This is a genomic window from Pararoseomonas baculiformis, from assembly GCF_017813395.1.
In the GTDB taxonomy this organism is placed as follows: domain Bacteria; phylum Pseudomonadota; class Alphaproteobacteria; order Acetobacterales; family Acetobacteraceae; genus Roseomonas; species Roseomonas baculiformis.
In genome coordinates, this window is sequence record NZ_JAGIZB010000002.1 from 174429 (window position 1) to 195491 (window position 21063).

At 71.1% G+C, this 21063-nt stretch carries 22 protein-coding genes; 13 read left to right on the forward strand and 9 right to left on the reverse strand.

Annotation, left to right across the window (positions count from 1 at the left end; genetic code table 11):
• Positions 1-71: 71 nt before the first annotated feature.
• On the reverse strand, positions 72-596 hold the full coding sequence (locus tag J8J14_RS02860) for a hypothetical protein (protein WP_209377928.1): 525 nt from the start codon (positions 594-596) through the stop codon (positions 72-74).
• Positions 597-758: 162 nt separating this feature from the next.
• On the opposite strand from J8J14_RS02860, the gene J8J14_RS02865 reads away from it, so the two are divergent.
• Together J8J14_RS02865 and J8J14_RS02870 are read left to right on the forward strand one after the other, a co-directional pair.
• Positions 759-1904, forward strand: coding sequence for an ATP phosphoribosyltransferase regulatory subunit (locus J8J14_RS02865; RefSeq protein ID WP_209377929.1), 1146 nt, complete (start codon positions 759-761; stop codon positions 1902-1904).
• An 11-nt stretch (positions 1905-1915) separates the two neighbouring features.
• Positions 1916-3205, forward strand: coding sequence for an adenylosuccinate synthase (locus tag J8J14_RS02870; RefSeq protein WP_209377930.1), 1290 nt, complete (start codon positions 1916-1918; stop codon positions 3203-3205).
• Positions 3206-3248: 43 nt separating this feature from the next.
• Here the strand turns inward: J8J14_RS02870 and J8J14_RS02875 are convergent, their stop codons facing one another.
• Complete coding sequence (locus J8J14_RS02875; RefSeq protein WP_209377931.1) at positions 3249-3452, reverse strand: hypothetical protein; 204 nt, start codon at positions 3450-3452, stop codon at positions 3249-3251.
• Positions 3453-3571: 119 nt separating this feature from the next.
• Between J8J14_RS02875 and glcF the strand changes: the two genes are divergently transcribed.
• The 4 genes from glcF (at position 3572) to J8J14_RS02895 (ending at position 7071) form a co-directional block, all read left to right on the forward strand.
• Positions 3572-4912 (forward strand): glycolate oxidase subunit GlcF, encoded by a 1341-nt coding sequence (gene glcF, locus J8J14_RS02880; RefSeq protein ID WP_209377932.1) that lies wholly within the window; start codon positions 3572-3574, stop codon positions 4910-4912.
• A gap of 27 nt (positions 4913-4939) precedes the next feature.
• Positions 4940-5572: a tetratricopeptide repeat protein gene (locus tag J8J14_RS02885; protein ID WP_209377933.1), complete on the forward strand. Its 633-nt coding sequence runs from the start codon at positions 4940-4942 to the stop codon at positions 5570-5572.
• A gap of 58 nt (positions 5573-5630) precedes the next feature.
• Positions 5631-6719 carry a methylated-DNA--[protein]-cysteine S-methyltransferase gene (locus tag J8J14_RS02890; protein ID WP_209377934.1) on the forward strand — a complete coding sequence of 363 codons (1089 nt, stop codon included), beginning with the start codon at positions 5631-5633 and terminating at the stop codon, positions 6717-6719.
• A 97-nt stretch (positions 6720-6816) separates the two neighbouring features.
• On the forward strand, positions 6817-7071 hold the full coding sequence (locus tag J8J14_RS02895; RefSeq protein ID WP_209377935.1) for a hypothetical protein: 255 nt from the start codon (positions 6817-6819) through the stop codon (positions 7069-7071).
• A gap of 66 nt (positions 7072-7137) precedes the next feature.
• On the opposite strand, the gene J8J14_RS02900 is transcribed toward J8J14_RS02895, so the two are convergent.
• From J8J14_RS02900 to J8J14_RS02915, 4 genes are all read right to left on the reverse strand, one after another.
• Positions 7138-7578: a hypothetical protein gene (locus tag J8J14_RS02900; RefSeq protein ID WP_209377936.1), complete on the reverse strand. Its 441-nt coding sequence runs from the start codon at positions 7576-7578 to the stop codon at positions 7138-7140.
• 72 nt (positions 7579-7650) lie between these two features.
• The gene (pyk, locus tag J8J14_RS02905) at positions 7651-9084 is read right to left on the reverse strand and encodes a pyruvate kinase (RefSeq protein WP_245215333.1); all 1434 of its coding nucleotides are present in this window, start codon (positions 9082-9084) and stop codon (positions 7651-7653) included.
• A gap of 257 nt (positions 9085-9341) precedes the next feature.
• Positions 9342-10622, reverse strand: a complete 1281-nt coding sequence (locus J8J14_RS02910; RefSeq protein ID WP_209377937.1) for a glycerate kinase type-2 family protein — start codon at positions 10620-10622, stop codon at positions 9342-9344.
• A 132-nt stretch (positions 10623-10754) separates the two neighbouring features.
• Positions 10755-11441: a GntR family transcriptional regulator gene (locus tag J8J14_RS02915; protein ID WP_245215307.1), complete on the reverse strand. Its 687-nt coding sequence runs from the start codon at positions 11439-11441 to the stop codon at positions 10755-10757.
• 59 nt (positions 11442-11500) lie between these two features.
• On the opposite strand from J8J14_RS02915, the gene J8J14_RS02920 reads away from it, so the two are divergent.
• The 3 genes from J8J14_RS02920 to J8J14_RS25355 all read left to right on the forward strand — a co-directional run bounded on the left by J8J14_RS02920 (position 11501) and on the right by J8J14_RS25355 (position 13842).
• A complete protein-coding gene (locus tag J8J14_RS02920; protein ID WP_245215308.1) occupies positions 11501-12580 on the forward strand; it encodes a tartrate dehydrogenase in 1080 nt (359 codons plus the stop codon).
• A 41-nt stretch (positions 12581-12621) separates the two neighbouring features.
• Positions 12622-13599, forward strand: a complete 978-nt coding sequence (locus J8J14_RS02925; protein ID WP_209377939.1) for a tripartite tricarboxylate transporter substrate-binding protein — start codon at positions 12622-12624, stop codon at positions 13597-13599.
• 114 nt (positions 13600-13713) lie between these two features.
• Positions 13714-13842 (forward strand): hypothetical protein, encoded by a 129-nt coding sequence (locus tag J8J14_RS25355; RefSeq protein ID WP_280842834.1) that lies wholly within the window; start codon positions 13714-13716, stop codon positions 13840-13842.
• Positions 13843-13983: 141 nt separating this feature from the next.
• On the opposite strand, the gene J8J14_RS02930 is transcribed toward J8J14_RS25355, so the two are convergent.
• On the reverse strand, positions 13984-15774 hold the full coding sequence (locus J8J14_RS02930; protein ID WP_209377940.1) for a thiamine pyrophosphate-requiring protein: 1791 nt from the start codon (positions 15772-15774) through the stop codon (positions 13984-13986).
• Positions 15775-16019: 245 nt separating this feature from the next.
• Here J8J14_RS02930 and J8J14_RS02935 point away from each other — a divergent pair, with 245 nt between their 5' ends.
• The 4 genes from J8J14_RS02935 to J8J14_RS02950 all read left to right on the forward strand — a co-directional run bounded on the left by J8J14_RS02935 (position 16020) and on the right by J8J14_RS02950 (position 18071).
• Positions 16020-16430, forward strand: coding sequence for a GFA family protein (locus J8J14_RS02935; RefSeq protein WP_209377941.1), 411 nt, complete (start codon positions 16020-16022; stop codon positions 16428-16430).
• 74 nt (positions 16431-16504) lie between these two features.
• Positions 16505-16810, forward strand: a complete 306-nt coding sequence (locus J8J14_RS02940; protein ID WP_209377942.1) for a DUF1244 domain-containing protein — start codon at positions 16505-16507, stop codon at positions 16808-16810.
• Between the two features lie 6 nt (positions 16811-16816).
• Positions 16817-17494 (forward strand): EI24 domain-containing protein, encoded by a 678-nt coding sequence (locus J8J14_RS02945; protein ID WP_209377943.1) that lies wholly within the window; start codon positions 16817-16819, stop codon positions 17492-17494.
• A gap of 289 nt (positions 17495-17783) precedes the next feature.
• A complete protein-coding gene (locus J8J14_RS02950; protein WP_209378080.1) occupies positions 17784-18071 on the forward strand; it encodes a DUF2312 domain-containing protein in 288 nt (95 codons plus the stop codon).
• A 49-nt stretch (positions 18072-18120) separates the two neighbouring features.
• On the opposite strand, the gene J8J14_RS02955 is transcribed toward J8J14_RS02950, so the two are convergent.
• Complete coding sequence (locus tag J8J14_RS02955; protein ID WP_209377944.1) at positions 18121-19236, reverse strand: branched-chain amino acid ABC transporter substrate-binding protein; 1116 nt, start codon at positions 19234-19236, stop codon at positions 18121-18123.
• Between the two features lie 81 nt (positions 19237-19317).
• Positions 19318-21027, reverse strand: coding sequence for an AMP-dependent synthetase/ligase (locus J8J14_RS02960; protein ID WP_209377945.1), 1710 nt, complete (start codon positions 21025-21027; stop codon positions 19318-19320).
• Positions 21028-21063: the final 36 nt, after the last annotated feature.

A 21063-nucleotide genomic window follows, 5' to 3' on the forward strand; every position in this document is an offset into this window, starting at 1 on the left:
TGCTGCGCGACGGGGGTGAAGAAGCCGTGAAAACCGGGAGGCGGTGCCTCCACCCCCCCTGGACGCGGCCGTTAATTCCCGAGCTGCGGGGTGTTCACCTCGATGGCCACCGCCTGCATCGCATCCTCCACCCGCGGCAGGCGTGGAAGATTGCCCAGCTGCTCGAGCATCGCGGCGCCGCCCACGGGGCGAAGGGCGGCGATGGCGGCCGGGGTATCGTAGCGGTCCAGCGCGTCCACGGCGGTGGCGAAGGCGCGAATGGCGACGGGCGGTGGGACAGAGGCCGGCAGGCCCAGCGCGCCGCGCATCTCCCGCCGGGCGATCTGGAGCTTGGGCAGCAGCGTCGCGTCGCGCGGATGGGTCCAGGCCGGGTCGGTTTCGGCGGCATGGGCGAAGGCCTCCGTCTCCGCGGCCAGGCGGGCGCCCGCCCTGGGGCTGCCGGCGGTATTCGTGCCTTCAAAGGCCGCGGTGCGGGCCACGTCGCGCAGCGGGTCGGAGAGCCCGATGCGGCTGGTCACCTCGGAGACCGTGCCACCGCCGCCTCCGCCGCCGCAGGCCGCCAGCAGGAAGGGAAGGGTGAGAAGGATGCGCTTCATTCTGGGAATCCGTGGCGATTGTTGCCCGCCGGGCGGCTGGGCTGGCTTATGGGGCCGCCATGACGTGGCGGGGTGGCTGATTCGGGCGCTGCGGGGTTGCGGCGCGGGGCCGGCGCTGCCATTCACCCCGCGAAAAAGCCGCGAGCGTCCCCCTTTTCCCCCATGACCGACGATCTCCTCGATTCGGCCAACCCGGCCCTGCTGCCCGCCGGCCTGTCCGACCTGTTGCCGCCTGAGGCGGCACGGGAGGCGGCGCTGGTGGAAGCCATGATGGCCGTCTTTGCCGGCCATGGCTATGAGCGGGTGAAGCCGCCCCTGCTCGAATTCGAGGAAGGGCTGCTGACCGGTTCCGGCGCTGCGCTGGCCGAGCAGACCTTCCGGCTGATGGACCCGGTGAGCCAGCGCATGATGGGGTTGCGGGCCGATACCACGCCGCAGGTGGCGCGCATCGCCGCCACGCGGTTGCGGGAGGTGCCCCGGCCGCTGCGCCTTTCCTATGCCGGGCAGGTCCTGCGGGTGCGCGGCACGCAAATCGCGCCCGAGCGGCAGCTTCCCCAGCTGGGCGCGGAGCTGATCGGCGTGGACAGCGCCGAGGCGGATGCCGAGGTGGCGGCCCTGGGCGTGGAGGCGCTGGCGGCGGTGGGCATCACCGGGCTGGCGCTGGACATCACCCTGCCTTCCATGTCCCCCGCGCTGCTGGACGCGGCCGGGCTGGAGGGCGTGGCGCGCCACCGCCTGGCCCGCGCGCTGGACCGCAAGGATGCCGCCGAGGTCGCGCGGCTGGCCGAGATGGCCGGCCCGCCCGCGATCTTCCTGACCGAGCTCCTGGCCGCGGCCGGGCCGGCCGACGGTGCGCTGGCCGCCCTTCGCGCCGCGCCGTTGCCTGAGGGGCCGCGCCGGATCGCGGACAACGCGGCCGAGGTTGTCGCGGCGCTGCGCCGGCGGCTGCCAGGTCTGCGCATCACCCTGGACCCGGTGGAGTTCCGGGGCTTCCGCTACCATACGGGCGTGGCCTTCACCCTCTATGGCCCGGGGCGCACCGGGGAACTGGGGCGCGGCGGGCGCTACATGAGCGGGGATGAGCCCGCGACGGGCCTCAGCCTCTATCCCGATGCGGCGCTGCGCGCCGCGCCCGTGCCGCCCCTGCCGCAACGCGCCTTCCTGCCCGCCGGGCATGATCCCGAAGCGGCCGCCGCGCTGCGGCGCGCGGGCTTCGTCACCATCGCCGCCCTCTCTCCCGCCGATGACGCGCGGGCGCTGGGCTGCACGCATGAACTGCGCGGCACCGAAGCCGTGAAGCTGAGCTGAGGAGTAGTTCCATGGCCAATGTCGCCATCATCGGCGCCCAGTGGGGCGACGAGGGCAAGGGCAAGGTGGTGGACTGGCTTGCCAGCCGCGCCGACATCGTCGTTCGCTTCCAGGGCGGCCACAATGCCGGCCACACGCTGGTGGTGGGCAACCAGACCTACAAGCTGAGCCTTCTGCCTTCCGGCGTTGTCCGCGGGAAGCTGGGCATCATCGGCAACGGCGTGGTGCTGGACCCCGATGCACTGCTGGGCGAGATCGCCAAGGTGACGGCACAGGGCCTGAAGGTGACGCCCGAGAATCTGCGGATCGCCGAGAACACGCCGCTGATCCTCCCCCTGCACCCTGCGCTGGACAAGGCGCGCGAGGCGGCGCGCGGCGGCGACAAGATCGGCACCACCGGCCGCGGCATCGGCCCGGCCTATGAGGACAAGGTGGGCCGCCGCTCCATCCGCCTCTGTGATCTGGCGGAGCCGGAGACGCTCTCGAAGAAGCTCGACGAGCTGCTGCTGCACCACAACTCGCTGCTGCGCGGCCTGGGCGCGCCGGAGTTCGAGAAGGAGGAGCTGATGGAGCAGCTTCTCGGCTGGGCGCCGAAGCTGCTGCCCTTCATGGAGGCGGTGTGGGAGCGGCTGGACACGGCGCGGGCCGAGGGAAAGCGCGTGCTGTTCGAGGGCGCCCAGGCCGTGATGCTGGACGTGGACCACGGCACCTTCCCCTATGTCACCAGCAGCAACACGGTGGCCGGCAACGCGGCCGCCGGATCGGGCATCGGGCCGCACGCGATCGGCACCGTGCTCGGCATCGCCAAGGCCTACACCACCCGCGTCGGCTCCGGCCCTTTCCCGACGGAGCTGTTCGACGATACGGGCAAGCTGCTGGGCGAGCGCGGCCATGAGTTCGGCACCGTCACGGGCCGCCCGCGCCGCTGCGGCTGGTTCGATGCCTGCCTCGTGCGCCAGGCCGTGAAGGTGGGCGGCGTGCAGGGGCTGGTGCTGACCAAGCTCGACGTGCTCGACGGGCTGCCGGAACTGAAGATCTGCACGGGCTACGAGATCAACGGCGAGACCGTGAAGCGCCTGCCGGCCGCCATGGCGGCCCAGGCCGCGGCCAAGCCGATCTATGAGACGGTCGAGGGCTGGTCGGGCAGCACGCGCGGCGCACGGAGCTGGGCGGAGCTGCCGGCGCAGGCGATCAAGTATGTGCGCCGGATCGAGGAGCTGGTGGAGGCACCGGTGACGCTGCTATCCACCAGCCCGGAGCGGGACGACACCATCACGGTGACGGATCCCTTCGCGGGCTGACATTGCACGGCAGGGGCGATGTTTCGCCCCTGGCCGCCCGGCGTCAGGCAGTGCCGGCCTGGCGGGACAGGCCGCGCGAAGCGGCGGGGCCGCCCATGGGAAGAACGCGGCCCCCATCGCCGGGGAAGCGGCTTCTGTGCCGGGGCACCATCGTGAGCAGCGCCGCCTCTCTCCGGGCCTCCTGCGGTCCCAGCCGTGCATGGTCCGGGCGCAGCGGCTTGGCGCGGCGGATGGGCAGAACGGGCATCGTGCGGCTGTGTCCCTCGCTTGTTCTTTTGAAGCCCTTCGGGGCGTGTTCTACTTGATGGGAACGGACGTTCTTGTTCCGGGTTGCGCTCGCAACGGGCGCTCCATGGGGGGAAGCGGATGAAGACGGAGTTCACCGAGGCGCAGCTGGCCGATCCCGATATCCGCGAGTCCAACAAGATCCTGCGGACCTGCGTGCATTGCGGCTTCTGCACGGCCACCTGCCCGACCTTCGTGCTGCTGGGCGATGAGCTGGATAGCCCGCGCGGGCGGATCTACCTCATCAAGGACATGCTGGAATCCGGCCGCGCCGCCTCCAAGGAGGAGGTGGTGCATGTGGATCGCTGCCTCTCCTGCCTGTCCTGCATGACCACCTGCCCGAGCGGGGTGCACTACATGCACCTGGTGGACCATGCGCGGCACCACATCGAGGAAACCTACAGGCGCCCGCTGATGGAGCGGCTGATCCGGGCGACGCTCGCGGTGGTGCTGCCCCGCCCGGCGCTGTTCCGGGCCGCGCTGGCGGGGGCCCGTCTGGCCCAGCCCGTGAAGGCGCTGCTCACCGGCCGGTCCACGACCGTGAAACGCCTCCGCGCGATGCTGGACCTGGCGCCCTCCGTGGTGCCGCCGCCGGGCCCCTCGGCCACGGCCATGGTGCACCGGGCCGAGGGCGTGCGGCGCGGGCGCGTGGCGCTGCTGACGGGCTGCGCGCAGACCGTGCTCGCCCCTTCCATCAACGAGGCGACGATCCGCCTGCTGACGCGGATGGGGATCGAGGTGGTGGTGACGGCCGGGCAGGGATGCTGCGGCGCGCTGACGCACCATATGGGGCGCCAGGATTCCTCCCATGCGCTGGCGCGGCGGAACATCGATGCCTGGGTGCGGGAGGCGGAAGGCGAGGGCCTGGACGCGATCGTCATCAATGCCTCGGGCTGCGGCACGACGGTGAAGGACTACGGGCACATGTTCCGCGAGGCGGAGCCGGGGCTGCGCGACCGCGCGGCGCGGGTGGCCGAGCTGGCCAAGGATGTCTCCGAGGTGCTGGCGATGTTCGACTACCAGCCGGCGCGGGAGCCCCCCGGCATCGCGGTGGCCTATCACGCCGCCTGCTCGCTGCAGCATGGGCAGCAGATCACGGGCGTGCCGAAATCGCTGCTGGAAAATGCGGGGTTCGAGGTGCGCGTGCCGGCCGAGGCGCATCTCTGCTGCGGCAGCGCGGGCACCTACAACATCCTGCAGCCCGAGATTGCCGGGAAGCTGCGGGACCGCAAGCTGGGCTTCCTGCACAGGACCGGGGCGGACATCGTTGCCTCCGGTAATATCGGCTGCCTCACGCAATTGGGTGGTGGCGGGCTGCCGGTGGCGCATACGGTGGAGCTGCTGGACTGGATGGCAGGCGGCCCGGCGCCGGCGGCCGTGATGGCGGCGCGCGCCCGGCAGGAGACCCTGGCGGCGGAGTAGCGCCGCCAGGCCGAGAAGGAGGACGGGATGCGGCGCTTTGCTGGGATGACGGCGCTCTTGCTCATGCTCTCGGGCGCTGCCCCGGCGCAGGTGCTGCCCATACCCGGCGCGCCCGGGGTGGCCCCGGCGATCCCGCCCCCCGCCGTGCCCATGCCGCGTCCGGGCGCGGCGGAGCAGCGGCGCGAGGAGCTGAACCGGCTCATGGACGCCCTCGCCAAGGCTCCGGACGAGACCTCGGCCGCACCGCTCCAGGCCCGGATCCAGCAGCTCTGGGCCGAGGGCGGAACGCCTGCCGTCGGACTGCTCCTCCGCAAGGGGCTGCGGGCCATGGAGGCCAATGCGCTGGAGGAGGCGGTGGAGGACCTGGATGCCGCCATCGTGCTGCAGCCGGATTTCGCCGAATCCTGGGTGCTGCGGGCGCAGGCCCAGGCGGCCGCCGGAGACCGCCGCGCGGCGGCCGCGGATCTGCGGGAGGCCCTGCGGCTGGAGCCGCGGCATTTCGGCGCGCTGCTCGCCCTTTCCCAACTTCAGGAAGAAGCCGGGGACTCGCCAGGGGCGCTGCGGAGCCTGGAGGCGGCGCTGCGAATTCATCCGCAGCTGCCCGGGGGCGCGCAGCGCCGGCGGGAGCTGCGGCGCCGGGCGCAGGGGGATGCGACCTGAGCCATTCCGCCGCAACGGGCGGATGGCCCCTGCGGCGGCGCATGGGCGACATGACGGCATGCGCGACACAGCCGAACTGACCATCTCCCACCCGGACGAGGAAGCGCTCTGGCAGTCGCTCCTGCGGCGCGAGGCCGTTCCCGGCTGGTTCTATGGCGTGACGAGCCAGCGGATCGTCTGCCGGCTGGGTTGCCCGGCGCGCCCGCCCCTGCGGCGGCATGTGCGCTTCTTCCCGGGCGTGGCCGAGGCGGTGGGGGAAGGTTTCCGCCCCTGCCGCCGCTGCGATCCGGACGGGGCGCGGGCCGCGATCCATGCCGGCGCGGTGCGGATGGCCTGTGCGGCAATGGAGGCAGCGATCGAAGCGGGGGAGGATCTGCCCTCCCTGGCCGATCTGGCCGCGCGGGCGGGTTATGCGCGCCACCATTTCCTGCGGCTGTTCCGGGAGGTGGCGGGGCTGACCCCCCATGCCTATGCGGCGGCGCTGCGAGCGCGGCGGCTGGGCCAGGCACTGGCGGAGGGCGAGCGGGTGGTGGATGCGGTGATCGGGGCCGGGTTTTCGAGCGAGAGCCGGGTCTATGAGGATGGGGCGCGGCTGCTGGGCATGACGCCCGGCACCGCACGGCGGGGCGGGGCGGGCGAGGTGATCCGGACCGCTTTCGGGGAAAGCGCGCTGGGACCCGTGATGGTGGGGCTGACGGCGCGGGGGGTCTGCGCGATCGAGTTCGGGGAGGACGAGGCGGCGTTGCGGCGCTCCCTCGCGGCCCGCTTCCCCCAGGCGCGGATCGAACCGGCGGACGAGGCGGCGCAGGGCGCCGTCGCGCGCGTGCTGGAATGGGTCCGGGAGCCGCGGGCCGCCCTGGATCTCCCGCTGGACCTGCGCGGAACGGCATTCCAGAAGCGGGTTTGGGAAGCCCTGCGGTCCATTCCGCCCGGCGATACGCTGGACTACGCGGAACTGGCGACGCGGCTGGGAATGCCGCGTGGAGCGCGGGCCGTGGCACGGGCCTGCGCCAGCAACGGCATTGCCCTGGCCGTTCCCTGCCACCGGGTCATCGGCCGGGACGGGGCGCTGCGCGGCTACCGATGGGGGCTGGAGCGCAAGGCGGCGCTGCTGGCGCGCGAGGGCGGGACCGCCACGGCGAAGTAACGAGTTCATCTCGCGTGGCGCGACACGCCCTGCCAACATGCCCGGACAACAGGCCGGGCCGGTCCCGAGTCCCGGCCCGCAACGGGAGGGCAGACGCGTGCAGCGGCATCCGACCTATGATGATCCCTTCCGCCGGCGCGGCGCCCGGCCGGGGCGCGAGGCGGCCGTGGGCCGCTTCGCCGAGGCGGAGATGGCGCCCTGGGATCCCAGCGGCCCGCCGGACGAATGGACCGAGGATGAGCGAAAGGGCGCTGCCGTGCTGCGCGCCGTGCGGCTTCTGCTGTGGCTGACAGTGGTCGGCGCCATCGCCGCCCTGGCCGTTGGCCTCTGGCGAGTATTCCTCGGGGAATAGGCCTCCCCGGCTCTGCGAATGGGGCGGCGCCGGGCGAGGCGGCGCCTCACCCAGCGCTCCCCGCCACTACGGGCGGGGCCGTGTCGGCGCCGCGGCCGGCGGGGCCTGGGGCGCGGTGCGGGCAGGCGGCGCCTCGACCGGGGTGAGGTTCTCCGTGCCGATGGCGCTGCTGCCGACGATCGTCCACTGGCCGGTCATGCCGCCATCAGAGGTGACCTGATAGATGGCGATGCCGGGCGACTGGCCCAGGGTGAAGCCGATGGAGAAGACGGGCCCGGCCGACATGCCATAGCCCTCGAAGCGGTTCTCGCCGATCTGCCAGGCCACGCGCCAGGAAGCGAGGCCGACCTGCTGGATCAGCATCTGGCCGGTATAGGCCGAGCCGTCCGGGTTGGTGCCGTTGACCTGGTAGAGCCCGTTCCGCTGGGCCTGGGCCGGAACCGCCAGCAGGGCCAGGCCGGAAGCCGCCAGGGCGGCCATCGCGATACGCTTCATCATCGTCCTCATGCCACGCCATCCCAGGCGCCCCTGCCATATGCGGCGCAGGGGCGCCTCCTGTGAATGGGGATCGGTAACGCGCTAATCCACGATGGCGACGCGCAGGGCGTTTGTGGTGCCGGGTGTCCCGAAGGGCACGCCTGCCACCACCACCACCTCGTCGCCCGCTGTGGCGAAACCCTCCGTTGCCGCGGCGCGCACGCCCTTGGCCACCATGTCCGTCATGCTGGACGGCTCCTTGCTCGGCACGGGGTGCACGCCCCAGACCAGGGCGAGGCGGCGCGCCGTGCGCTCGCTGGCGGTCATGCCGATGATGGGCGCGCCAGGGCGCTCCCGCGCCACGCGCAGCACGGTGGACCCGGTGGAGGTGAAGGCGGCGATCGCCTCGGCGTCGATGGTGGTGGCCACCTGCCGCGCGGCGGCCGCGATGGCGTCGGAGGAGGTGTGGCGCGGATCGGGGCGGTTGTTGTCCGTGATGGCGCGCCAGCCCGGGTCCTGCTCGGTTCGGGCGACGATGCGGTCCATGATGTTCACCGCCTCGAAGGGGAACTGTCCGGCGGCAGTCTCGGCCGAGAGCATCACGGCATCCGCCCCGTCGAAGACGGCGGTGGCCACGTCGCTCGCCTCAGCGCGGGTGGGTGTGGGGGCGGAGATCATGCTCTCCAGCATCTGGGTGGCCACCACCACGGGCAGGCCGCGCGTGCGGGCGCCACGAATGATGCGCTTCTGAATCAGCGGCACCTCCTCGGGCGGGCATTCCACGCCCAGGTCGCCGCGGGCGACCATGACGGCATCGGCGATGTCCAGGATGGCGTCCATCTGCTCGACCGCCTGGGGCTTCTCCATCTTCACCATGATCCAGGCGCGGCCATCGGCGATTGCCTTGGCCTCGGCCACGTCCTCCGGCCGCTGGACGAAGGAGAGGCCGATGAACTCCACGCCCTGGTCCAGGGCGAAGGCTAGGTCGGCCCGGTCCTTCTCGGTCAGGGCGGGGATGGGGAGGGCGACATCGGGCACGTTCACGCCCTTGCGGTCCGAAAGCGGGCCGCCGACGAGCACCTCGGTTTCCAGATGGTCGTCGCGCTGGCGGGTCACGCCGAGGCGGAGCTTGCCGTCATCCAGCAGCAGTGTGGTGCCGATGCGGGCCGCATGGATGATCTCGGGGTGCGGGAGCTGCACGCGGCGGACATCGCCGGGGACAGGGGAGAGGTCCAGGCGGAAGGGCTGGCCGGTCTGGAGCTGGACACGGCCGCCGGCGAACTTGCCGACGCGAAGCTTCGGGCCCTGCACATCGGCCAGGATGCCGATCGGGCGGCCGGTGCGGCGCTCGATCTCGCGGATCGTCACGATCCGGGCGGCGTGGTCCTCATGCGAGCCGTGCGAGAAGTTCAGGCGGAAGATATCGGCGCCGGCGCGGAACAGGCGCTCGATGACCTCGGGCGAGGTGCTGGCCGGGCCCAGGGTGGCGATGATCTTGGTGCGCCGGCGGCGGCGGATCGGAATGCGGCTGGCCAAGCGGGACGCTCCTGGGGGCTTGGGATCGGGTTGGAAGAGCGTTTCGGGCGCGACATCCATGATGCGCGCTACCTCCTCGACACGCTCAGGCGGGATGCGGCGCCACTGGGACACGGCGGCGGTGGAGATACCCAGGCCGGCCGCAATCCGGGTGACGGCGCCGCGCTGGGCGAGCAGGGTTTCGAGGGACTTGTCGCGCATGGCCCCCACTTAGGTGGTTTAAGTTAACTCTTCGAGGGGGCTGGAGCTTACAAATACTAAGTTATGATGACAGCCCGGAAGTCGTTCACATTGGTCAGCGTGGGCCCGGTGACCACAATGTCTCCCACAGCCTTGAACACATGGTGGCTGCGGTGGTTCGCAAGCGCGCCGATCGGATCGATGCCCGCCTGCCGGCTGCGGGCCAGGGTATCCGGCGTGGCAATGGCGCCTGCATTGTCCTCTGACCCATCAATGCCGTCGGTATCGGCCATCAGGGCCCAGATCCCCGGATGCCCGGCCAGGGAGGCGGCGAGGCCGAGCAGCGCTTCGCCATTGCGTCCCCCCGCACCCTGGGCGCCGCCGAGGGTGACGGTCGTCTCCCCGCCAGAGAGAAGGACGGCCGGGCCGCGCACCGGCAGGCCGTGGGCGGCGACCGAGCGGGCAATGCCGGCGAGCAGCGTGCCGGCCTCGCGTGCCTCGCCCTCCAGCGCGTCGCCGAGGATGAGTGGCGTGAGGCCGAGCCCCTCTGCCTCGCGCGCGGCGGCCTTCAGCGCCATCAGCGGCGTGGCGATCAGGTGGTACTCCGCGCGGGCAAGTCGGGGGTCCCCCGGCTTGGGGGATTCGTCCCCGGCCGCTTCCAGATGCGCGCGGACGGCGTCCGGCAGGGCGATGCCGTAGCGCGCGACAATGGCGCGGGCATCGGCGAAGCTGCTGGGATCAGGCACCGTCGGGCCGGAGGCGATGGCAGCCGGGTCGTCCCCGGGCACGTCGGAGATGGCAAGGGTGACAATCCGGGCCGGCCATGCCGCGGCCGCCAGGCGCCCGCCCTTGATGGCCGAGAGATGGCGGCGGACCACATTCATCTCGTTGATCGTGGCCCCGCAGGCGAGCAGGGCGCGGTTGACGGCCTGCTTGTCGGCCAGGGTCAGGCCGGGGGCAGCCAGCGGCATGAGCGCGGAGCCGCCGCCGGAGATCAGGGCGAGGACGAGGTCATCCTCCGTCAGCCCTTCAACGGCCTCCAGGATCCTGGCTGCGGCCTTCTCGCCGGCGGCATCCGGAACGGGGTGGGAGGCCTCCACCACCTCGATCCGGGCGGTGGGAACGGCATGGCCATAGCGTGTGACGACGAGGCCCTGCATCGGCACCTCCGGCCAGGCGGCTTCCAGTGCCGCCGCCATGACGGCCGAGGACTTCCCGGCGCCGACCACCACGACACGGCCCTTGGGGCGCTCCGGCAGGAAGCCGGCCAGGATGGCCCGGGGATCAGCGCTGCGCACGGCGGCATCGAAAAGGCGGCGCAGCGCGACGCGGGCGCGCGCATCATCCCATTGGCTCAACTCAGGCCCTCCCGTTCGCCGGCATCATGACCAGCCTTCCCCGCCGGGCAAGGTGGGGCCGTGGTGATTTCCGCTTGTGGTATGGAAGGTTGCATGGAAGAACGTCCCCGGGTGAGGAGACGGGCCTTGGCTTCAGTGGCCGCCGAGCCGCATGAGCGGCAGGGTGAGCGTTTGCAGGATCTCGGTGCTTGCGCGCTGGCGATGGGCGGAAAGGGCTGCGCGGGCGCCATCCGCATCACCGGCGCCGATGGCCGTGAGGATGCGCCCATGCTCCTCCGCCGAACCGCGGGGCTCCGGGCGAAGCGCCGCGGTGGCCAGCCGGGCGCGCTGGGCAAGATCGGCCGCTTCCTGCGCCAGCCGGGCGAGGCGGGCATTGCCGCATCCCTGGATGAGGGCACGGTGGAAGCGGTCATCGGCGCTGGCCCAGTCACGGCGGTCGCCGGCTTCCAGCGCGGCGCGCATGGCCTGGGTCGCCTCGGCCATCGCCGCGGTGGCGGCCGGGTTCGGATGGGTGGCCAGGCGCGCGGCGGCAGCGCCTTCCAGGGCGATCAGGATCTCGTATGTCTCGGCCATCCCCGTCGGGTCGATGGGCAGCACGCGGATTCCGCGGCGGGGCTGAACCTCCAGGAAGCCTTCGGATTGCAGGCGCAGCACGGCCTCGTGCACCGGCGTGCGGCTCATGCCGAGCTGCGCCGCCAGCTCCCCCTCGCTGGCCTGGTGGCCAGGGGGCAGCGTCATTTCGAGAAGCCGCACGCGCAGGGCGCGATAGGCGGATTCCCCAAGGCTCGTGCGCGCCTTCGCGTCCGGGTCGTCGATCATCGGGCCCGGCATGCCAGCCGACGCCCGGAATTCCAACAGGCAAGGACAGGTTACTGATTATGCGCCGTCACCGCATCGCCGCCATTCCCGCCGACGGGATCGGCAAGGAGGTCATCCCCGCCGGGCTTCGGGTGATGGAGGCGCTGGCCCGGCGCGATGGCGGCTTCGCGCTGGAGGTGGAAACCCTGCCCTGGGGCAGCGACTACTACCGCCAGAACGGCGTGATGATGCCGGAGGACGGGCTGGAGGCGCTGCGGAAGTTCGACGCGATCTATTTCGGCGCCGTGGGCGACCCGGATTTGCCGGACAGCATCACGCTCTGGGGCCTGCGGCTGAAGATCTGCCAGGGCTTCGACCAGTACGCGAATATCCGCCCGACCCGCGTCCTGCCCGGGCTGACGAGCCCGCTGCGCGCAGTGGAGCCCGGCGACATCGACTGGGTGATCGTCCGCGAGAACTCCGAGGGCGAGTATGCCGGCCATGGCGGCCGGGCGCATCGCGGGCACCCGGAGGAGGTCGCGACGGAGACCTCCATCTTCACCCGCGCGGGGGTGGAGCGGATCATGCGCGTGGCCTTCGACATCGCGCGCGCTCGGCCCCGCAAGCTGCTGACGGTCGTCACCAAGTCCAACGCGCAGAAGCACGGCATGGTGATGTGGGACGACATCGCGGCCGAGGTGGCGCAGCACTACCCGGACGTGACCGTGGAGAAGGAGCTGGTGGACGCGATGGCGGCGCGCATGGTGCGCAAGCCCGCCAGCATCGACACAGTGGTCGCCACGAATCTCCATGCCGACATCCTCTCCGATCTTGCCGGCGCGGTGGCGGGCTCGCTGGGCGTGGCGCCGACGGCCAATCTCGATCCCTCGCGCCGCGCGCCCTCCATGTTCGAGCCGATCCATGGCTCGGCCTTCGACATCATGGGCAAGGGCATCGCCAACCCCGTCGCCACCTTCTGGACCGGGGCGATGATGCTGGAGCATCTGGGCGAGCCAGCCGCCGCCAAGGCGCTGATGGGCGCGGTGGAGCGGGTCTGCGCCGACGGCGTCCTCACCGCCGATCTCGGCGGGACGGCAGATACCGAAACCGTGACGCGCGCGGTGATCGCCGCGATCGAGGGAGCGAACGCTCCGGCCTGACTTCCGTGCCAGAGTGAAACCAACAAAGGAGGAATCGTCCCATGTCCAAGCTGCTGCGCCGTGCCCTGCTCGCGGCGTCCTTCGCGGTGCTGGCCGCGCCGTCCGCGATGGCCCAGTCCTTCCCGAGCCGCCCGATCACCGTCATCGTCCCCTTCGCGGCGGGTGGGCCCACCGATGTCATCGCGCGGCTCGTCGCCGAGGGCATGTCGAAGGATCTCGGCCAGCCCGTGGTGGTGGAGAATGTCACGGGCGCGGGCGGCACCATCGCTGCCGCGCGCGTGGCCCAGGCGCGGCCGGACGGCTACACGCTGCTGGTCCACCATATCGGGCACGCCACCGCCGCCACGCTGTACCGGCAGCTGCCCTATAACGTGGAGACATCCTTCGCGCCGCTCGGCCTCGTCTCCGACGCCGCGATGACGATCGTGGCGAAGCCGGATTTTCCGGCGAATGACATGGCGGGCTTCATCGCTGCGCTGAAGGAGCAGGGCGACCGGCTGAACCTCGCCCATTCCGGGCTGGGTGGCGCGAACCAGCTCTGCGGCATGCTGGTGCAGCAGGCGGCCGGCAAGGCGCTGACCACGGTGGTGTTCCGCGGCTCCGCGCCCGCGCTGCAGGAGATGATGGCGGGCCGCATCGACGTGTTCTGCGACCAGGCGACCAACACCGCTCCCTTCATCCGCGACAACCGCATCAAGGCCTATGCGGTGACGCTCGACCGCCGCGTGGAGGGGCTGAACCTGCCCACCACGGCCGAATCCGGCGCGCCGGGGATCGCGATGAGCACCTGGCACGGCGTCTATGCCCCCGCGGGCACGCCGGAAGCGGTGCAGGAGAGGCTTTCCGCCGCCATCCGCGCCGCGCTGCGCGAGGAGCGCCTGCGGGCCCGCTTCGCCGATCTGGTGACGGAGGTCGCCTCGCCCGAGCAGGCGACCCCGGCGGCGCATCGCCGCCACCTCGCGGCCGAGGTGGCGCGCTGGCGGCCGATCATCCAGGCGGCGGGGGTTTACGCGGACTGACCGGGATCCGGTCGCCAGGGCTTGATCGCTTCCACCGCGATCAAGCCGCAGCCGGGCCGGTCCTCACGGGTTTCGTCATCTGTCACGCGGAACCAGGCGAGGAGAAAGCCCGCAATGCCCGACTCGATCCTCATCGGTTTGGTGGTGGTGGCCGTCGCCATCGTCGGCCTTGTCGTGCTGCAGCGGATGGAGCTGCGCAGCGTCTTCAAGCGTCGGCGGGGGCGGGCCGATCCGCCGGGCTGACCGGGTCTCGGGCCGCGGGGCCGCGCGTGCCCCTTCGCCCAGATTTTGCGCAGCGGCCGCCAGGCCACATGAAGGACTTGGCAAACCAGATCTCCTGCCGGGGCGCGCAGGGAGAGCAGTGATCCCCTTGCCGCTGATGGGTTAGGTTTTCCCGCCCGGCAGCACGGCGCTCATCACCTGCCGTGCGGTTTCCTTGAGAACGCTGCCCCGCTCCGGCTCCCCGACCAGGGAGGCGGCGAAGCTGGCGGCCTGCTTGGCCGTGGCATGCGGCGGCAGGGGCGGGACATTCGGGTCCGTGCGGATTTCCAGCACCACGGGGCGGTCGGAGGCGAGGGCCTGGTCCAGCGCCTCGGGCAGCCTGGCCGGATCATCCACGAAGATGCCACGCAGGCCGGCGAGCTCAGCAAAGCGGTGATAGGGGAAATCAGGAATGCGCTGGGTGTCCTCGAATTTGGGGATGCCCGCCATCACGCGCTGTTCCCAGGTGACCTCGGTCAGGTCCTGGTTGTTCAGCACGATGCAGATCCAGGTCGGGTTGGACCAGCCCTGGCAGTATTTGGCGACGGTGATGAGCTCGGCCATGTTGTTCATCTGCATGGCGCCGTCGCCCACCATGGCGATCACGGGCCTGTCCGGATGCGCCATCTTGGCGGCGAAGGCATAGGGCACGGCAGCGCCCATGCTGGCGAGGCCGCCGGAGAGGGACGCCATCATCCCGCGCCGCATCTGCAGGTTCCGTGCGAACCAGTTGGAGCAGGATCCGGAATCGCTGGTCAGGATCACGCGCTCCGGCAGGCGGGGCGAGAGTTCCTGGAAGGGCAGCTGCGGGTTGATAGGATCAGCTGCGGCGCGGGCGCGGTTTTCCAGCGTTTCGCGCCAGTCCTTGTTCCAGCCGGCGATCTGGTCCCGCCACCCGGTATCCGTCTTCTGGTCGAGCAGGGGCAGCAGGGCGCGAAGGCTTTCGGCGGAATCGCCGCAGAGCGGCACCTCCATCGGGTAGCGCAGGCTGAGCATGGCGGGCCGGATATCGACCTGCACGCCCCGGGCCTGGCCCTCCTTGGGCAGGAATTCGGCCCAGGGAAAGCTGGAGCCGATCATCAGCAGCGTGTCGCACTCCGCCATCATGTCCGAGGATGGGCGGGTGCCGAGAAGGCCGATGCAGCCGGTGACCCAGGGCAGGTCGTCCGGCAGCACGGCCTTGCCGAGCAGCGCCTTGGCGGCGCCGGCGCCCAGCCTGTCGGCGACCTGGATCACCTCCGCCATCGCCCCCGCGGCCCCGGCGCCGACGAGGATGGCGACCTTGCTGCCCTCGTTCAGCACGGCGGCGGCGCGCCGCAGGTCCTCGTCGCGCGGGATAATGCGGGGCGGGTTCCATCCCACGCCGGAGTGGGTGCTGCCGTGCTGGTGCGGGGGATCCTCATAGGGCTCGTCGCCCAGGTCGTTCGGGATGATGAGGGCGGTCACGCGGCGCTCCCCCATGGCGGTGCGCATGGCGCGGTCCACCAGGTGGCGCATCTGGCCGGGCACCATGGCCTGCTGCACGAAGGCGCCGGCCACATCCTTGAAGGCGGAGACCAGGTCCACCTCCTGCTGGTAGTGGCTGCCGACCGCGGTGCGGGCGGACTGCCCGGCGATGGCGAGCAGCGGCACGTGGTCCGCTGCCGCGTCATACATGCCGGTGATCAGGTGCGTGGCGCCGGGGCCGCTGGTGGCGAGGCAGACGCCGACCTCTCCGGTGAACTTGGAATGGGCGGTGGCCATGAAGGCCGCCATTTCCTCGTGCCGGACCTGGATGAACTCGATCCGGTCGGTGCCGAAGCGCTGCAGCCCGGCGAGAAGGCCGTTCACCCCGTCCCCGGGATAGCCGAAGACGCGGCGCACGCCCCATTCATGGAGGCGTTCCCAGAAGAAATCGCCGACCTTCTTCGCCATGGAGACCTCTTGCTTGCGGGGAGGGAAGGCGCCGCCCCGGGCGGCGTTCCGGCACCGGCAGGGTGGCGCCGGCGGATCGGGGACAGGCCCCACCTGTCTGGTAACGGAAAAGTGGCGGCATGGTTCATGCCCGGCATTGCCCGGCGTTTCGCGCGCCGCCACTGGCGCGCCATGCCGGGCCGGGATGGTTCCCCGGCGGCGGGGCCGGTGTCAGTCTCCCATCCCGCTCAGGGGGGGAAGCGCCGATGCTGACAGGTGGATGCCATTGCGGCGCGGTGCGCTACGAGGCGCATGGCACGCCCTTCAACACGACGATATGCCATTGCGAGGATTGCCGCCGCGTGGCGGGTTCACCCTGTGTTGCCTGGTTCAGCGTCGCCCGGGTGGATCTTCGCGTCGTGCGCGGGGAGATGCGGCACTACGCCTCCAGCCCGCGTGCAATGCGGGGCTTCTGCGCGGCCTGTGGCACGCCCATGACCTTCGCCGCGCATGACCTGCTCGAGGAGATCGACGTGACGACGGCGAGCCTGGACGAGCCGGACCGGGTGCCGCCGGCCGACCATACGCGCACGGCCGCGCGGATATCCTGGCTGCACGTCTCCGATGGGCTGCCCGCCTATCCCGGCAGCCGGGAGGACGGGCAGGGGCGGGGATAGCGCGCCACGCCGGGCGGCACCATCTTGGGCGCCCGACGAACTGACCCGGACGCCTGGACCTTTTGGGGGAGCCCATGACCGAGATCGATGAGAAGACCCGCACGGAGCTTGAGGCGGCAGCCTTCCGCCGGTTGGTGGAGCATCTGCGCGGGCGCAGCGACGTGCAGAACATCGACATGATGAACTTGGCGGGCTTCTGCCGGAACTGCCTGAGCCGCTGGTACCGCGAGGCTGCCGAGGGGCAGGGGATCGCCCTGACCGATCCCGAGGCGCGGGAGATCATCTATGGCATGCCGTACAAGGAGTGGCAGGCGAAGTACCAGCGCGAGGCGACGGCCGACCAGAAGGCCGCCTTCGCCAAGGCGAATCCGGGGCACTGAGCGCGCGTGTCCGCTGTTCTCACCAGCCTGCTCCTTCCGCTCGGCCAGGTTTTCGACAAGGGGTTCCGCGGGCCGCTGCTGAAGGGGGTGCTCGGCGCCGTGCTCTCCCTGGGCGGGCTGATCATCCTGATGGGCTGGGCGATGGATGCGGTGGCCGGCGGCACGGGCTGGCTGGCGACCATCGCCGGGGTGCTCGGCGGGGTGGCGGCGCTTTTCGCCGCCTTCTGGCTCTTCGTGCCCTTCGTGCTGGCCATCGCGGGGCTGTTCCTGGAGGAGACGGCGGCCGCGGTGGAGCGCCGGCACTATCCCGGGCTGCCCGAGGCGCGGGGCGCCTCCCTGGCCGCGCAGGGCGTGTTCAATGTCGTGCTGGCGCTGAAGGTGCTGGCGCTGAACCTGGTGCTGCTGCCCGTGGCATTGCTGCTGCCGGTGGTCGGGGCGGTGGTTCTCTGGGTCGTGGCGGCCGTCTCGCTCGGCCATGGGTTGTTCGAGGGGGTGGCCCAGCGGCGGATGAGCGTTCCACAGGCGCGGCTGCTGCGGAAGCGGCGGGAATTCTCCGTGCTGGCGCTGGGCGGGGTAATGGCGGCGCTGGCAATCGTGCCTTTCGCCAACCTTCTGGTTCCCGTGCTGGGAACGGCGGCCATGACCCATCTGCTCCATCGCGGGTCAGAAGGTCCGGTCTCGTGAACTCTGCCGTCCAGATGATTGTTCCTGAAGGGTTCTCTCTTCCCCATTGAGGCGGGCGGATTGGGCGGGTAAGACCCGCGGCTCGCGTAGGGGGGCCTCGCCATGTCGGATATCCAGCTCGAGCTGCCGTGCCTTGACCGGGCCCCTGCCCGGTAAGCCCCTTTCAGTCCCTTCGCCTTCGTGACCCTGGCCTTGCCGCATGCCGGCCCGCACCGGGCGCAGCGGCGGCCTTTGCTAACCTTTTCTGAAAGAGCGTGAGAAGCCCATGTCTGACGTGCCCTTCGACACCATGGACGAGGCAGCCGCGAGCCGCGCGAGGCAGGAGGCTGATCCGGACCCCGCGGTGGGCGGCATCGCTGTCGATCGCCTGCGCAGCATCATCGAGCGCGTGGAGCGCCTCGAGGAGGAGCGGAAGGCCCTGGCCGACGATATCAAGGACATCTTCGCCGAGGCGAAGAGCGCCGGGTTTGACGTGAAGGTGGTCCGCCAGATCATCCGGCTGCGGAAGCAGGAGCCGGCCGAGGTCGAGGAGATGGAGACCCTTCTCGACCTGTATCGTCGCGCGCTGGGCATGTGATGCGGCGCCCTGGGGGAGGCTGGGCCTTCCCCAGGGCAGCCGGTGAAGGCTACTCCGCTTCCGCGATCCGCCCGTCTCTCCAGGCATAGACCCGATAGGCGGCGCCCTCACGGTCTCCCTTGGCGTCGAAGCGGATCGGGCCGAGGGCGGTGTTGAACTCGCGGCCCTTCATGGCAGCGAGGATCCGGGCGGGCTGTGCATTGTTCGCCGAGGTGGCGGCCTGGGCGAAGATCTGCACGGCAGCATAGCTGTAGAGGGTGTAGCCGCTCGGATCGAAATTCGCGGCCTCGAAGCGCCGGGCGATATCGGCACCGGCGGGGGTGCGGCGCGGATCGGCCTCGAAGGTGAAGAGGCTGCCCTCGCCGGCCGGGCCGGTGATGCCCCAGAAGTCGCGCACGTTCAGGTCGTCATTCGAGATGAGCTGCAGGTCCAGGCCCTGCTCCTTGGCCTGGCGCAGGATGAGCGCCGCCTCGCGATGATAGGCGGAGTGAAACAACACGCGCACCCCCGCCGATTTCAGGCGGGTGACCACCGCGTTGAAGTCCGTTTCGCCCTTGGTAACCTGGGCGCGCACCGCCTCCTGCATGCCGGCCGAGCGGAGCTGGGACTGGAAGACATCGGCGAGGGTCACGCCGGGGGCGGTAAGGTCGTTGGTGATGCCGACGGGCTGGCCGGGAAAGCGCCGGGCCACATAGGCCGCGGCCACCTGGGCCTGCTGGTCGTCCCGCCCGCAGACGCGGAAGACGTTGCCCAGCCCGCGCTCGGTGTAGCGGGGGTTGGTGGAGCCGGGCGAAACCTGGGGAATGCCGGCATCGGCATAGACATCCGAGGCGGCGATCGAGGTGGCGGAGCAATAATGGCCCACCACGAAGGAGACATTGCGGCCGACGATGCGATTGGCCACGGCCACGGCCTGGCGCGGGTCGCAGGCATCGTCCTCCATCTGCAGCACCACGCGGCGGCCGAGCACGCCGCCCGCGGCGTTCAGGTCGGCCACCGCCATCTCGGCGCCACGGCGCATCTGCTCGCCAATCGTGGCCTGGTCGCCGGTGAGCGGGCCGGCAAGGGCGATCCGGATCTCTCCGGCAGGCTGGGCCCGGGCGATGCCGGCCATGGAAAGCATGGCGGCCAAGGTGAAACCTGCCCCCAGAAGGTGGCGACGCATGGTCAAGGTGGCAGGTCCTTTGTTTCTGCGCGGGAACGCTGCGCCAGCCGGGGGGAGGGGTCAATCGGACCCACGCCGATCTCAGCCATAGAGATCGGCGATGGCCCCGGCGTTGCGTTCGAGCACGATGCGGCGCTTCACCTTCATCGTGGGGGTGAGGGTGCCGTCCTCCACCGTGAAGGGTGAAACGGCGGTCCATTTGCGGATGCGCTCGGGGCCGCTGAGCTTGCCGTTGATGCGCTGGATCGCCTTCTCGGCCGAGGCGCCCTCCGCCGGGACGACGAGGGCGACGATGCCGGGCCGGCCTTCCCCGGCGACCACGGCCTGGGCGATCTCGGGCTCCGCCATCAGCAGGGTTTCGATCCGGGCGGGGCTGACCATGTCGCCGCCGAGGGTCTTGATGAAGTCCTTCTTGCGGTCGGTGATGGTGATGCGGCCCGCCTCGTCAATCGTGCCGACATCCCCTGTGTGCAGCCAGGGATCGTCCTCGCCGGGTGGGGTGGAGAGCGCGCGGGCGGTGGATTCCGGGTCCCCCCAGTACCCATCCATCACCAGCGGGCCGCGGACGAGGAGCTCGCCATCCTCGGCGATCCTGGCCTCGACCCCCGCCACGGGGGCGCCGACGGTGCGGCGGTGATTGTCCCAGGGAAGGTTCACCGAGACGACGGGGCCCGCCTCGGTCTGCCCGTAGCCCTGGAGCACGGTCACCCCGAGGGCGAGGAAAAAGCCGGATAGGTCGGGGTCAAGCCTGGCGCCGCCGGAGACCATGGCGACGAGGCGGCTGCCAAAGCGGGCCTGGACCTTTCTGCGGACCAGGCGGTCCAGCACCGCATCCTCCAGCTTTTCGAGAAGATTCAGCGGCGGTCCGTCCATCCGGCGGAGGCCGAGGGTGACGGCGCGCTCGAACAGCCCTCGCTTCCAGGGCTTCTCCTTCTCCAACCCGGCCAGGATGCGGCCGCGCAGCACCTCGAACAGGCGGGGGACGGCGGTGATGAGTTGGGGCTGGACCTCCTGGAACTCCGCCGCCAGCCGTTCCGCCCCGCGGGAGAAGACGATCTCGATGCCGCAGGCCGGGAAGAGGAAGCCGCCCACCGTGTGCTCATAGGCATGGGAGAGGGGCAGGAAGGAGAGATAGCAGGCACCTGTCCATTCAAGCCCGAGCCGATGCAGGAAGGGCCGCACCCCCGCGGTGTTCGCGAGCATCGCGCGGTGTGGAAGCATCACGCCCTTGGGCAGGCCGCCGGTGCCGGAGGTGTAGATGAGGCAGGCCAGGCGGCCCTCCGGGATGTGCTGGACCTCCGCCACCAGCATCGCGAGATCGCCCGGCGTGGCCGCGAGGGTGGACCAGGCCAGGATGCCCGGCGCGTCCTCAAGGCAGACCAGCAGGTCCAGCCCGGCCTCGCCCGCGGCCTCGCGCAGGCGCTGGGCCAAGCGGGCCGTGCCGGCGATGGCGACGCGGGCACCGCTGTCGCGCAGGATATGGGCGTGGTCCTGGACCGTGTTGGTCGTGTAGGTCGGGACCGTGACGGCGCCGATGGCCATGATGGCCGTGTCGGCGATCAGGAATTCCGGGCGGCTGTCGCTGACCAGCACCACCCTGTCCCCGGGGGAGACGCCCTGGGCGCGCAGCCCCGCCGCCACGTTGGCAACCGCCAGGGCGAAATCCCGCCATGTCGTCCGCTTCCAGCCGCCGCCTTCCCAGTGCCGGATCATCGGCTGCTCCGGATGACGGGCGGCAAGCCCCAGCATCATCCCGGGCAGGCTCGTCCAGCGCGCCATATCCTGACTCATGCCGCTCCCTTGTCGCCGCTTTGATCCACCGACCCC

Bases quoted from the DNA above. Each gene is read 5' to 3' on its own strand.
- J8J14_RS02875 (WP_209377931.1), bottom strand. From the start codon at position 3,452: ATGCCCGTTCTGCCCATCCGCCGCGCCAAGCCGCTGCGCCCGGACCAT.
- J8J14_RS02935 (WP_209377941.1), top strand. From the start codon at position 16,020: ATGCTGACAGGTGGATGCCATTGCGGCGCGGTGCGCTACGAGGCGCAT.
- J8J14_RS02900 (WP_209377936.1), bottom strand. From the start codon at position 7,578: ATGAGGACGATGATGAAGCGTATCGCGATGGCCGCCCTGGCGGCTTCC.
- J8J14_RS25355 (WP_280842834.1), top strand. From the start codon at position 13,714: ATGCCCGACTCGATCCTCATCGGTTTGGTGGTGGTGGCCGTCGCCATC.
- J8J14_RS02870 (WP_209377930.1), top strand. From the start codon at position 1,916: ATGGCCAATGTCGCCATCATCGGCGCCCAGTGGGGCGACGAGGGCAAG.
- J8J14_RS02955 (WP_209377944.1), bottom strand. From the start codon at position 19,236: ATGCGTCGCCACCTTCTGGGGGCAGGTTTCACCTTGGCCGCCATGCTT.
- J8J14_RS02915 (WP_245215307.1), bottom strand. From the start codon at position 11,441: ATGATCGACGACCCGGACGCGAAGGCGCGCACGAGCCTTGGGGAATCC.
- J8J14_RS02960 (WP_209377945.1), bottom strand. From the start codon at position 21,027: ATGAGTCAGGATATGGCGCGCTGGACGAGCCTGCCCGGGATGATGCTG.
- J8J14_RS02925 (WP_209377939.1), top strand. From the start codon at position 12,622: ATGTCCAAGCTGCTGCGCCGTGCCCTGCTCGCGGCGTCCTTCGCGGTG.
- J8J14_RS02930 (WP_209377940.1), bottom strand. From the start codon at position 15,774: ATGGCGAAGAAGGTCGGCGATTTCTTCTGGGAACGCCTCCATGAATGG.
- glcF (WP_209377932.1), top strand. From the start codon at position 3,572: ATGAAGACGGAGTTCACCGAGGCGCAGCTGGCCGATCCCGATATCCGC.
- J8J14_RS02950 (WP_209378080.1), top strand. From the start codon at position 17,784: ATGGACGAGGCAGCCGCGAGCCGCGCGAGGCAGGAGGCTGATCCGGAC.
- J8J14_RS02860 (WP_209377928.1), bottom strand. From the start codon at position 596: ATGAAGCGCATCCTTCTCACCCTTCCCTTCCTGCTGGCGGCCTGCGGC.
- J8J14_RS02865 (WP_209377929.1), top strand. From the start codon at position 759: ATGACCGACGATCTCCTCGATTCGGCCAACCCGGCCCTGCTGCCCGCC.
- J8J14_RS02920 (WP_245215308.1), top strand. From the start codon at position 11,501: ATGCGCCGTCACCGCATCGCCGCCATTCCCGCCGACGGGATCGGCAAG.
- J8J14_RS02890 (WP_209377934.1), top strand. From the start codon at position 5,631: ATGCGCGACACAGCCGAACTGACCATCTCCCACCCGGACGAGGAAGCG.
- J8J14_RS02940 (WP_209377942.1), top strand. From the start codon at position 16,505: ATGACCGAGATCGATGAGAAGACCCGCACGGAGCTTGAGGCGGCAGCC.
- J8J14_RS02885 (WP_209377933.1), top strand. From the start codon at position 4,940: ATGCGGCGCTTTGCTGGGATGACGGCGCTCTTGCTCATGCTCTCGGGC.